Below are 12,634 nucleotides of genomic sequence, written 5' to 3' on the forward strand. Positions count from 1 at the left end.
GTGTCCTTTTTTCCTCGTATTTTTGGTATCAATTGGCAGCAGATGCAAGCTAAGGTTCGTTATCGAATTTTAATCCTTACCTTGCTGCCGATCCTGCTTACCTTAGTTAGCTTAGTATTTATTACCATCTATTGGAATATCAGCTATACGGGTAAGCAGTTGTTTATGAAGGTTAAGGCTGACCTTACTGTCGCGAACAACACGCTTATCTCTGTTCAGAAGAGTCAGGAAAAGCAGCTGGAACTCGTAATGGAATCATGGGAATTCCAGAATGATTTTCGTCTGTTCGATGGCAATAAAAATAGCTATCGAAAGCAGATCGATCATTTGCTCGATTCCAAAAAACAGCTGTTAAATTTAGATTTCTTGCGTCTGGTTAGCGTGTCAGAGGCCGCTGCCGATCCAGACCTTCGCGTCATGCTTCAGAAAGTAAAAGGTGATTCTGCATATTCAGGTTTAATGGTACTGGAACCTAAGCGCCTGGCATTAATTGATCCTGAGATGGTGAAGACGGCAAGTATTCCATTAGTTGAAACGCCCAGATCACAAAAACCGACTAAGAAAGTCGAAGACAGGGGCTTACTCAGTCGAAGTTTGTTGCCCGTTCCCGATGCCGAAGGCAATGTTGCCTGGTACTTAGATGGTGGGATCTTGTTTAATCGGGATATTCGTATCGTCGATCACATCAGAGATCTGGTTTACGACAAGGGGACACTGCCGGAACGATCTATCGGCACAGTGACTATCTTTCTCGACAATACGCGTATCAGTACCAATGTTCCCCTACATTTTTTCCCACAAGGTGGGGAAGTCGAGGGGCGTGCATTAGGCAGCTTAGTATCTGAAGAGGTTAAGCAAAAAGTTTTTTCTCAGGGAATGCTCTGGGTCGACAGAGCTTTCGTGTTCAATGATTGGTTTATCTCTGCTTATGCACCACTCGAGGATGTTCAGGGTAAGCGAATAGGGATGATTTATACCGGCTTCTCAGAATCGCCATTTATTCATAATTACCTACTTAATATTATAGAGCTGGGCACCATCTTGATGTTGGTTTTACTGGTGTCTGGATTGCTCGTCTATCGCGGTGCTTATAGCTTACTTCAGCCAATTGAGCGTATTCATCACGTGGTTAAAGCGGTGCAATCAGGACGAAACCTGCGCATCGGATCTTTGGGGCTTGAGCGAGATAATGAATTATCAAATTTAGCCGAGCAATTTGACCGAATGCTGGATCTGCTGCAGCGCCGAAATTCGCAAATCCAGGCTGCTGCCGAGCAGTTAGAGGTGAAAGTTGAAGAGCGGACACGAAGCCTGCAGGAGAAAACAGAGGAACTTCAAAACAACGTGGCTCTGCTTAATGAGACCAGACAACAACTGGTCACCAACGAGAAGCTTACCGCACTGGGTGAGCTGACCGCAGGTATTGCCCATGAGATTAATAATCCGACCGCGGTGATCTTAGGCAATATGGAGTTGATGAAATATGAGCTAGGCGATAGGGCGGAGGATGTTGAGGAGGAGATCGATCTCGTGATCCAACAGGTGGGACGGATCAGTACCATTATCCGTAGCCTGCTGCAGTATAGTCGCCCTGGTGAGTTCAATGCTCCACTTGAGATGCATCAACTCACTCCGATTATCGAAGAGATGTTGGTATTGGTGCGCCACTCGATTCAAGAGCAGAAGGTGATATTGAATCAGGAGTTGAACGCCAGTTATCCGATAGAGGTGAACCGTCCTCAGTTATTGCAAGTGTTGATTAATCTCGTGGTTAATGCGGCCCATGCAATGGATGAAGAGGGAAGGATCTGGATCCGAACCTATGATTGGGTCCAAAGAGGTGAACCTATCGGGGTTAAGATCGAAATTGAAGATGAAGGTAAAGGGATCCCACAAGAGCAGCTGAGTCGTATCTTCGATCCATTCTATACCACCAGAGCCGACGGTACGGGTCTGGGGCTATCTTTGAGTTACGGAATTATTAAGCGTATTGGTGGAACGATAGAGGTCAGCTCTACGGTGGGCAAGGGAACGCTATTTACCATAGGTTTATATCATAAAGCTAAGGAGGAGCAGGTAGATACCCCTTATGAGGGGCTGCACTTTAATGGTCATTGACTCTAGTATCTTGTTTATCTACATCGCTCATAAGTCTTACTTGTGAAAAATGGATAAAAAAATGCCGGGAAATAATCCCGGCTAAAAAGTGTGTGTGAGCAATGTCGTACTTTGCAAACCCATGCCATTTTCCTCTTAAAACCTGAGAACGAATTAAACAGAGATGAAGTGTTTAAGTCTAAATAGAGTGAGTTCCTTGGAACGCATGTGAATAATAATCATTATCATTAGGGCGTGCAAGTGATTTATTGCATTTATTTTAAATTTACACTGCTTCTATGAGTGATTTTTGTAGTTTTATCTTATTATTTTCAACTTTATCAGTCGCTTGAGTCATGTTGGTGATTTGATATCGACTGGCGGTTAGCATGGCTAACATAGATGAAAACCGGTTCAGGGTTTTAACTTCTATCTGTTGATATCCACTTTCTCTGGCCCAAGATTCTTGAGCCTGTAGCAGGTGCTGGGCTAAACCTAAATTTCGATACTCTGGAATCACACCTCCCAGCCAGCTATAGAAAGTAGAGCCATTGAGTTCGTACCCTAGCTTAAAACCTGCAAGTTCACCTTCTACTCTGATAAACATGATCAGTATAGGCTTATGATTAAGCCGTACTTGATACTCTGATTCAGGATATGGCTTATCAAATTCAGGGATCTGTCGATGTATATCGAGTAAGCAGTTCAGCAGATCTGGGGTAAGCTCAGTCGTTGTTTCTATCTCTACGTTGTACATGGGGAGCCAATCTCTCTGTAAAAAAAGGCAGCAGATGAGCTGCTGCCTATATTATAAGCTGGCAATATTAGCCCAAAACAACTGGTCTGGCCAGTATCTTGGGTTATAGGCTTTAGTTAGTGGCCAGTTCTTGTTGAGTTGGTAATTTTACGATTTTTCGTTCCAGTACCTTTAATAGCACGCCATATGCCGGTAGAAACAACCCTAAGCTTACAATCAGTTTAAAGCCATAGTCGACGCTGGCTATTTCAGGCCAATGTGCAGCCATAAAGCTATCGCTGGAGGCGTAAAAAGCTAGCGAGAAGAAAACCAAGGTATCAACCAGGTTACCGATAAGGGTCGATGCTGCAGGTGCTACCCACCAAGATTGCGTATTTCTTAATTTGGCGAAGACGGTGATATCCATGAGCTGGCCAATGAGGTAGGCGGCGAAGCTGGCGAAGGCAATACGAAAAACAAAGTTATTGAATTCAGATAGTGCTGTGAAGCCTTGAAAGCTGCCCTGATGAAAAATAACGCCCATTAAATATGAGATAAGCAAGGCTGGAATCATCGCTTTTAGAATGATGCGCCTGGCCGCGCTTTGACCGAAAATTCTGACGGTGAGATCGGTAGCAAGGTAGACGAATGGAAAGCTGAATGCTCCCCAGGTAGTATGAAGTTCAAATATCTGAAAAGGCAGTTGAACCAAATAGTTACTGGCGCATATGATCAGTATGTGGAAGCCGACAAGCACCAGCAGTGCACGGCGAATTTGCGCATTTGTTAACGTTAACATCTTGTAGCCTTTTTAATTGATTATCCGTTTGCACGGTCACGGGGTGAGGGAACCCGTTAAGATAAGTGGTATTTGGCATTAAATACCTAAGACACGAGCATTATTAGTAAGCGGGTCGTGGATTAGTTATGCCTATTCTAGCCCCTGTAGGGGCGGCACATTATAGAGAGGTTTTCAGTTGGGGCAAGAGTTATGAGGAGTTTTTGTCCAAAAGATCTTAAATAGACCTAAACTATCTACTAGATACACTCAGTTTTTGGCTGCTTTGAGTTTTGTTACTTTTGGCTAAACAGAGAATGGTCATCTCTATGAAGAGACTAACACTTACGACTTTACTGATATGTTTGATTCTTCTGCCAAGTCATCTCTTGGCAAACCCAACTCCGCTTATTGAAGGCCCCAGAGTGGTGACCATAGCCACCGATAGTTGGCTAGGTTATACCAACAGAGATGGAAGCGGTTACTATTTCGATATTCTGAAACGGGTATTTCCTGAGAAAGAGTGGCTACTTCAAATCGATATAGTGCCCTTTTCCCGGGTGAGGTATTTAGTCAATCACAATAGGATCGATATGGCTTTAGGCTTCTATAGCGGAGATACGACCAGGGCTCTATATAGTAAGAATCCCGTCGAAGTCGATAGCGTGGATGCAGCGATAACTCCTGAGTTGGCGGTCATATGGAAAGGGGCCGAGAGCTTGAGCCAGAAGAAAGTTCAGGCACTCTTAGCATACCGTTATGATGAATTTATCTCTGTACCTATGTACTACGAGGAGAGCAGTAATCTACTTGAGATGCTGAATAGGGTAAACCGAGGTCAGGTGGATGCGGTGCTGGATTATAAGCCCGTGATGCTAACTATGGTGCCTAAGTTGAATCAGCCCAGGCAGTTTGTGATCATAGAAAATGTGTTCAGGACAGAGATCTATTTCGTTTTTTCTGACAATGACAGAGGCGCAAAGCTAAAGCGGCACTTTGATAGAGAATTGAAAAAACTTATCGACAGTGGTGAACTCGACGAGCTCTTTCGTCATTACGTGGGTCCCGATGCTCAAAGGCTAGATCCAGGCAGAGAGCAGTGACTTTTCGGGAAGAGCTGTAAACCTTCTGTAATACTGTGTGGCTGGCAGCTCTTAACCCTGAACTTGATTTTAATAGCTTAGAGTTCAGTAGCTCTTAACTCAGAACTAAAGTTCAGTAAGGATAGAAAGTATCGTTGTCAGCTTATTCTCTAATTCAACCCATTCGGCTTCCGGCTCTGAACCTGAAACAATACCGGCTCCGGCGAATAAGTTGATCCGTCCGGGCTCTATGAGTGCACTGCGGATAGCGACGGCAAACTCACTTTCATATTTATTGAAATATCCACAGGCTCCGGCATACCAGCCTCTGGCGTAGCCTTCACGTTGGCGGATAAAGCTCATTGCGGGTTCTTTTGGTAAGCCGCCCACGGCAGGTGTCGGATGGAGCGCCTGTAATAACTGAAAGTCATCGATACCAGGTTTCAACTCAGCCCTAATTGAACGGTGTAGATGTTGAATATGGCTGAGTTTAAATACCCGAGGCGTCTCTTCCGCGCCAACATAGTTACTTAAAGGAGTTAAGGCATCAACGATATGCTCTTTTACGAGCTGATTTTCATGGCTATTTTTACTGTCCTCTAATAGCTGTTGAGCAAGAACTCTGTCTTCTTCCTGGTTTAACCCACGTGTTGTTGTGCCCGCCAATGCTTCGGTAAATAGTTCTCGTTGTCTACGTCGATAGAGGCGCTCTGGCGTGCAGGAGATAAAAGCACGTTCGGGGCTAAACTGGAATCCAAATTGAAAACTATTTTGATTACGTCCCTGCCAACAAGCGAGTAGCGTCCAGGGGTCGACCTCTTCGTCTACCTCCAGTTGAGTCAGACGCGACAGCACGACTTTTGGGGTATCCTGTATAAACTTCTCGTGAGTGACTTTCTTTACCAATTCGGTCCAATGATAATGGTCTGGCCTATCACTTCTGCTTAATAAGTTGATTTTATTTGGTGGGGAGAGTGGACTTGGGAAAACCAGTTTTGCCAAGTCTTCTATCGCTTTGGTTCGCTCAGTTTCAGTATCATTAGACTCGCAATTAAGGTTGATCAGTAATTTATACTCTTCACCACTGCGTCTTAACTCTATTCTGGGAAGAACAAAGTGGGCTCTGCCAAACTCGGGCCAGCATTCAGTGGTTCTGTCGAAAGCAACGCCGCCATAATAGCGAATATCCTGATTGTTTGAGAGGGCGCGTTGTTTCTGATATTCCAAGGATAGCTGGTTGTCATCTACCGCCTCTTCATAGGCGAAATCTTTGCAGCTTCCGACGGCAGCAACTTCCTCTTCGGTATCTCTGCCTTTCCAGTAAATTCTGGGGTAGATCGGCTGTGCGGCAAGCCAGGCAATCGCAGGCATGGGCGAAATGGGAACAGAAATTTGAATGATAGGATCACTGTGCGACTGAAATTTCAGTTGTTTTAGTTTGTCAGTAAGGGTTGAGATAGCCTGTGACAGCAGGAAAGCAGCCAATTGAAACTCCAAACAAATATCAGTGAAAATAGAACAGTGGAAACTACCGCAGAGATCCTTTGATTCTGACGCTATCTAGTTCCTATATATAATTGGTAATAAGAATCTTTACCACAAAGTAATGCTCAAGCTAAAAACTGTCAAGTCGTTGCCATTCAAGCTGTGAACTTGACCATGAATACAGCAATACAAGTTTGTATTTCACCTACCTTATCATCAAGTTGACGTCTATAACTCTGAGTAATTCTGTCCTTACGTCTATTTGATGTGGACAATTTGTCCCTCGCTAGCAGTTCGATGTGTAGACATTGTCTGAATTTGTCGATCTGCGTTTGTTTTTGACTTTTTATTTCTTGAGGACAGACAAGTTGGTGCTGACAATAACGGCGAATAAGCTCTGGTTAGGATACGTTTAGTATGAAAGTACAACAAAAAATAATAAAAATGTCGGCAATCGCGCTTGCCATCGGTAGTAGTGGAGCCGTATTTGCGGACGACATAGATAGAGACCCAATCCTCAATGTAAACGAAGTCATCGTTGTTCATGGCGAGAGACCGACCGCGACAGAAGTGGCTACGACTCATTGGAGTATCGATGAGGATGAGATAAAAGCGCTGGGGGCTCAAAGCTTAGAACAAGTGCTTAAAAATGTGCCTGGCGTATATGTAAGAACCGGCGGACAGGGTACACCAAGGGTAGATATTCGTGGGTTTAAGACACGACACGTTACCTTGCTCATTAATGGTGTGCCGGCAAATGGTGCCGAAGATGGCCAGTTTGATCCAAGTGTGATCCCAACCAGTCAGATCGCTTCTGTCGAAGTTTCAGTAGGGCCGACATCGGTTCTTTATGGCCCCGGCGGAGCCGGTGGTGTGATTAATATCATCACCAAGCAGGGAGATGATGCCTCTACTTTGTCGGGGCGATTAGAGGCGTCCGGCGAAGATACCTTCAATGGTGACATTAGCGCTGCGGGGTCAGGTGATAATTGGCAAGGTTTGGTCAGTGTCAGTCATCAACAAACGAATGGTTTCCCACTGTCAGGTGATTATCCACATAACGATGTTCAGCTTGATGATGTCAGGGCTAACTCTGATAAAGAGATCGATAATATTTATGCTCAGGGGAGCTATTGGTTATCAGACAATACCCAAGTAACTGCCAATATGAGCCTGCGTTCGGGCCAGTGGGGCAAGCCTTCACGAGATGGTAGCGGTAGCGGAACCGTTAAGTTTGAGCGGGCCGATGACTATGATGCAAAAACCTTCCAGTTAGGCATGGCACATAAATTCAGTGAGATGTTCACCCTTAGAGGTTTCGGTTATCACAATCAGAGTGATGTGCTGGAGACACAATATACCGATTCCAGCTATACCAAGGTGAAACAGAGTCAGGACGGACGCTCAAAGGTACAGGGCGGAAATCTGCAGTTTATCACCAATTTCGGTGATGTGGGTTTGCTGACGAGTTCTCTTATCGCTGAAAATCAGAGCTGGGAGTCCACAACATCCAAGCCATCGACAGGTGACAAGTCGAGTCAGAAGCAGAGTCGGGTACTCGATGGCTATAGCGGCGGAAGCGGTGGTGGAAACGGCGGTGGAAGCAGCAACTTCGATGACTCGGCGTGGCTCTATACCTTAGCCGCCGAATATCAATATCAGGATGATGGCTATTATGGTTTCACCATAGGTGGTGCTCTTCATGATCAAGACCGTGTCAAAGAGTCTGAGAATGATTACTCAGGGCAGCTGTCCGGATTCTGGCAAGCATTTGAACAGACACGTTTCAATGCGGGAATCGCAAGAAAAGTTCGCTTCCCTTCGATGAAGAACCTGTACTCACAATCTTCAGGAAATGCCGATTTAGTTGCAGAAACATCTAAACATTTTGAACTCGGTGTTGAACAAGAGCTGGGAGCATCGACGGCGCTATCCGTTGCGGGCTACTACACCGATGCCGAGAACTATATTGCCAAGGATATGTCAGGTGTCTATCAAAATATGGGGCGCTATCAGTTCAAAGGGGTCGATGTGTCTCTGAATAACCAGTTCATTGACGATCTGTCATTAACCTTTGTCTATAGCTTTTTGGACACCGAAGACAAAGATGCTTTCGATGGCATGGGGACTTTAGAGTATCGCCCAAGGCATCAGCTTCGTTTTCAGGCAGATTATGAGCTTCCTTTTGCGATGCGAATCAACATGAATATTGAACGGATCATGGGACAGGTCTACTACGAACAGGAGAAGGTTAACGGTAATAAAGTTTGGACCGAGCAGTCATTAAAAGATTACACCTTGTTGGATTTGAACTTAGTTCAACCTGTATTGGATGACAAGCTGGAGCTCTACATCAGGGCGACAAACTTGTTAGATGAAAACTATTACCAAAGCGATGCCATTCCTCAGGCTGGACGACAAGTCTTTGTCGGCATTAGCTGGCAGATATAGGCCAGTAACCCTCACGTTCAACTGAGGAGTTAATTGAACGGTGTTGGAACAAGTTAACTCTCATTATCAAATGGATAGGTTTGTCTGTGTGATGATGGGAGTTGGCTTCTAGCTTGTTATAACGCTAGTACTCGATATAAATAATCAATATAAGTAATCGACATGGATATGGTTTGTTCAGATATGAATTTACTGGAATTAGATAGAGTTAGTTTCCGTTATCACAGTGACTCGCCTCTAGTGTTGAATGAAGCGAGTTTGGCTATTCGCAAGGGGGAATGTCACTGCATTAGCGGGCCTACCGGTTCAGGAAAATCGAGTCTTCTTAACCTTATTGTGGGGTGCCTTTCCAGACCCTTCGAAGGCGAGCTTCATATCGCCGATGGTGTTGTGCTTGGCTTAGTGATGCAGGATCCAAATGTGCAGTTTATCCGGCAGAGTGTCGGTGCTGAAGTTGCCTTTGCGTTAGAAAATCTGGCAGTCCCCTATGATCTTATGGTCGGTAAGGTTCAAGCAGCATTAAGAAAAGTGGGGTTATACGTCAGTTTAGATATGCCCATTGAGCAGCTATCACTCGGACAAAAGTATCGTTTGATGATCGCGGCTCAATTGGTATATGAACCCGATATTTTGCTGCTGGATGAGCCTTGGGCTCAACTCGATGATATGGGTGTCGATGAACTCATGTCAGTCTTGAGGCTACTCAAGTCCGATAACGTTGCCATCGTTTTGGTTGAGCACAACCCTGCGGCTTTCAGTGATCTTGTGGATCATTTTTGGCAATTAAAAGATGGCAAGATGACGTCAGGGTGTTTCCAGTCAGCTCCAATTTCATTCACCAGACCCGGATACATTCCCGTTGGGGAAAGTGTACTGGCTTTCGAGCCTTTTGAATTTTGTTTTGAAGATCAAAGCCCACTATTTGTATGCCATGACCATCTTGAGTTGTTTGAAGGTGAGATCGTCGCTTTGGTCGGCGACAATGGTGCAGGTAAGAGTAGTCTATTGAAGAGTATTGCAGGGATACAGTCTAATGTCAGAGCGTTACCTCTGGCAGTATTGGGTAAGCAACCGAAGCTTGGTATCTTCGGCGGTGAACTGGGCTTATTACTTCAGCGTCCAAATCGTCAGCTTTTTGAAAATACTGTGTTGGAGGAGATGCAATTTAGCCTTAAACGCTTCGGTTTACCGCTGGAAAATGCCGATAGACTATTGCGTGAAATGGGATTAGAGGACCTTAAATCTCATTCTCCTCATACCTTATCTTACGGGCAGCAACATCTGGTCGCTCTGGCATCTCTTGCCTCGTTGAAGCCGAAAGTATTGCTGCTTGATGATCCGCTTGCAGGCTTGGACCAGGCATTTTACTGCAGAGTTTGGCAGGTGTTGGTCAGCTTAAGTCAGCAAGGTACGGCCATCTTATTTAGCAGCCATAGGCAGATGAATCATATGCCGGTGACGCGATCATGGCAGTTATCCGATGGTCTCCTATATGACGACTTGTCTTTGGCTGGTGTGGAGAGTGTGAGTGCGGGCTAAAGGCAGGCATAAGGCAACTGAATATCGTGGAGCCGCAGGCTTTGATCATCATCGTCTTGAAAGGGCCGCGGCCCGGAAAAGCGGTTATATTACCGCCACCTCTTTAATTCTTGTCTTGTTATTGTCGAGTGGCGCTTTTTTTCTCCCGGACAGATATATCCCTGGTTTGATAGCGTGCGAAATTTGCTTGGTTATTCATGGCGTATACCGTCGGGGAAGTCTGGGCGTTATTGCACGGGTCTTTTTCGTGCAGCTCACTATCACCATGAGTCTATATTATCTTATTCATGGCCAGAGTCAGCTGGCTCAGGGGGCGGTAGCGGTATTAAGGATCTTATTAGCTTTCATCCCTGGCTGGTGGTTATCCATTACTTGCGCCCCGGAACGTATAGGTGAAGTGCTAACTTGGGTACTGCCGGTTAAGTGGGCATTCGTTATTGCGGCATCGATCAGTTTGCTGCCATACATGACAGTCGAACTGCGTGAAATCTATCACATTCAGTGTCTGCGTGGCGCGCGAATAAACCCTAAAGCCCTGAGGGATCCGAGAAATTGGTCTGAATTAATAAATTGTGTGATTTTTCCAGTACTTATTCAGCTGCTTAAGCTTTCCAGACAGATCGCTGTCGCGGCTCAATTACGATATTTTGGTAAGAGTAATCAACCCACTCATTGGAGGTGATTTTACATTTCAAATCTCTCGTTTTATTCAACTCAGCTGTTAAACAAAACTATATGAAGAAGGTGTTATGAGTAAGAGTTTTAACTTCAGTTTGCAGGATGCACTCTTTATCGGCTTTTGTGCCACATTATTGGTGGCGCTAAAAAGCATGTTGCGTCTCAAGCTGGGCATCTCCGGGCATTCGATGTTTCTGATGACATTTTTCTATCTCATCTGTTATGGCGTGGTGGGACGTGTTGGCTGTATCTCCGCATGTGGAGTGTTATCCGGGCTGGTTGCCATGATCTTAAGTGTGGGGAAAGGGGGGCCATTAATCCTCATAAAGTTTGCATTGCCGGCTATTGCGATGGATTTGAGTCTGCTCGTGTTTGCGGGGCTGTTTACCCTAAGGTGGCGCTGTGTGATTGTGGGTCTGATAGGTTGTCTTGCATGGGCCACAAAGGGGTGGATAGAGGATCTGTTGGTGGGAATGACGATGCAGGTGGCTTTGGTTCAGTTTGCGTTGAGTATGCTAAAAGGTGGGATGTTTACCCTGTTCGCGGCCTTGATGGTCCCCCCAGTGTTAGAGCGGTTGAAGTCACATGATTTACTCTATAAAGAGAGCGCAAAATAGATGAATAATAAACAGTTGAAATCTTGGTTGATCTGTATCGATGATACGGATGATATTGGAACTAAAGGTACGGGAGAGATAGCCCAAGAGATTGCCGAGATTCTGTCCGGTGATGAACATGAAAGCTGCTCGTTTATCACTCGTCATCAACTCTATGTACATCCGGATATTCCGTACACCTCCCATAATAGCGCGATGTGTTTTTATTTAGAGACTAATAAGTCTCTCGCGATGATCGAGCAGTTGGCTATCGCACACCTGTTAGAAGAGAGTGCGCCAGCATCCGATCCAGGTTTGGCTATCTTGGCATGTGATTCAGGGTTCGACAGAGAGGCACTGATTCATTTTGGTTTAGAGGCAAAAGGCCAAGTTAAGACTAAGCAAGATGCTTATGATCTGGCTATGAGATTAGGTGTCAGTTTAAGTGAGCATGGTGGCACCGGACAGGGCGTTATTGGGGCGTTGGCCGGTATCGGATTAAGGCTATATGGTCAGGACGGTCGAGTGAAGGGGCAGATTGACCTGGGTCAGGAGCTTTATGAAGAGGGGGTAGAGCTCACCGTGGAAGAGGTATTGACGCGCAGCGGGCTGGATATCGTCGTTGATTTAAGTGGTCAGCAACTGAAGAGTACTGAAGTTATTCATTTAACTAAGAAGGTCAAAGCTGTGTATTGCCAACATCAATTTGCTCTTTTGGTATATCGTCACGAGGGTCGCTGGTGTAACGCATTAAAGCGACAGTTAAAGGAGTACTGATTGTGATGATGCAGTTGAAACCTTGGTATCAGTTAGAGGGAAAAGTCTTTCGCTTCAGATTTGGCACTGAAAATAGTGAAGCATCCAGAGAGGCTGCTCAGACCTGTAAGCAATTCAGCCCCGATGATGAGGATGAGCAGATCGATGACACGCTTGTCTCTTGTTACAACTGCATGAATCGACGCTGGCTTATCGATGGCGTCGAATGTATCCAATTTAAGTAAATATTTGTTACAGGAATAAGGTCTTTACCATCTGATAAATAAGCATTAACTTAAGTTAACATGTGTTCTTGGTCAATATTTAGATAGATTGAGATTGAGATGCAGATCTTTGCTGTGGTTATTTAGTTTTTCAAGGCTTAGAATACCTCTCCACAACGTCCTTGTTTTAACGCAAAAAATTGTGGTAAAGA

Annotated in this window: 11 protein-coding genes; 8 read left to right on the forward strand and 3 right to left on the reverse strand. The window is 45.1% G+C overall.

All coding sequences use genetic code 11. The features are described from left to right. Positions 1-2,118: a sensor histidine kinase gene (locus SSED_RS00660; RefSeq protein ID WP_012004265.1), complete on the forward strand. Its 2,118-nt coding sequence runs from the start codon at positions 1-3 to the stop codon at positions 2,116-2,118. Between the two features lie 265 nt (positions 2,119-2,383). Here SSED_RS00660 and SSED_RS00665 read toward each other — a convergent pair whose 3' ends face one another. Further along, a complete protein-coding gene (locus SSED_RS00665) occupies positions 2,384-2,854 on the reverse strand; it encodes a GNAT family N-acetyltransferase (RefSeq protein ID WP_012004266.1) in 471 nt (156 codons plus the stop codon). 112 nt (positions 2,855-2,966) lie between these two features. Then, positions 2,967-3,632 (reverse strand): 7-cyano-7-deazaguanine/7-aminomethyl-7-deazaguanine transporter, encoded by a 666-nt coding sequence (locus SSED_RS00670; RefSeq protein ID WP_012004267.1) that lies wholly within the window; start codon positions 3,630-3,632, stop codon positions 2,967-2,969. 308 nt (positions 3,633-3,940) lie between these two features. Between SSED_RS00670 and SSED_RS00675 the strand changes: the two genes are divergently transcribed. After that, positions 3,941-4,714: a substrate-binding periplasmic protein gene (locus SSED_RS00675; protein ID WP_041421474.1), complete on the forward strand. Its 774-nt coding sequence runs from the start codon at positions 3,941-3,943 to the stop codon at positions 4,712-4,714. Between the two features lie 105 nt (positions 4,715-4,819). Here the strand turns inward: SSED_RS00675 and SSED_RS00680 are convergent, their stop codons facing one another. After that, positions 4,820-6,178: an isochorismate synthase gene (locus SSED_RS00680; RefSeq protein WP_041421475.1), complete on the reverse strand. Its 1,359-nt coding sequence runs from the start codon at positions 6,176-6,178 to the stop codon at positions 4,820-4,822. Between the two features lie 417 nt (positions 6,179-6,595). On the opposite strand from SSED_RS00680, the gene SSED_RS00685 reads away from it, so the two are divergent. The 6 genes from SSED_RS00685 (at position 6,596) to SSED_RS00710 (ending at position 12,443) form a co-directional block, all read left to right on the forward strand. After that, positions 6,596-8,629, forward strand: coding sequence for a TonB-dependent receptor plug domain-containing protein (locus tag SSED_RS00685; protein WP_012004270.1), 2,034 nt, complete (start codon positions 6,596-6,598; stop codon positions 8,627-8,629). A 183-nt stretch (positions 8,630-8,812) separates the two neighbouring features. Beyond that, complete coding sequence (locus tag SSED_RS00690; protein ID WP_041421895.1) at positions 8,813-10,168, forward strand: ATP-binding cassette domain-containing protein; 1,356 nt, start codon at positions 8,813-8,815, stop codon at positions 10,166-10,168. An 88-nt stretch (positions 10,169-10,256) separates the two neighbouring features. Further along, positions 10,257-10,850 carry a CbiQ family ECF transporter T component gene (locus SSED_RS00695; protein ID WP_150104379.1) on the forward strand — a complete coding sequence of 198 codons (594 nt, stop codon included), beginning with the start codon at positions 10,257-10,259 and terminating at the stop codon, positions 10,848-10,850. Between the two features lie 67 nt (positions 10,851-10,917). Then, complete coding sequence (locus tag SSED_RS00700; protein ID WP_012004273.1) at positions 10,918-11,463, forward strand: hypothetical protein; 546 nt, start codon at positions 10,918-10,920, stop codon at positions 11,461-11,463. A gap of 15 nt (positions 11,464-11,478) precedes the next feature. Continuing rightward, positions 11,479-12,219, forward strand: coding sequence for a DNA-binding protein (locus tag SSED_RS00705; RefSeq protein WP_041421896.1), 741 nt, complete (start codon positions 11,479-11,481; stop codon positions 12,217-12,219). A gap of 5 nt (positions 12,220-12,224) precedes the next feature. Then, the gene (locus SSED_RS00710) at positions 12,225-12,443 is read left to right on the forward strand and encodes a hypothetical protein (RefSeq protein WP_012004275.1); all 219 of its coding nucleotides are present in this window, start codon (positions 12,225-12,227) and stop codon (positions 12,441-12,443) included. The last annotated feature ends 191 nt before the right edge of the window (positions 12,444-12,634 follow it).

It is taken from the genome of Shewanella sediminis HAW-EB3 (assembly GCF_000018025.1).
Classification (GTDB): Bacteria; Pseudomonadota; Gammaproteobacteria; order Enterobacterales; family Shewanellaceae; genus Shewanella; species Shewanella sediminis.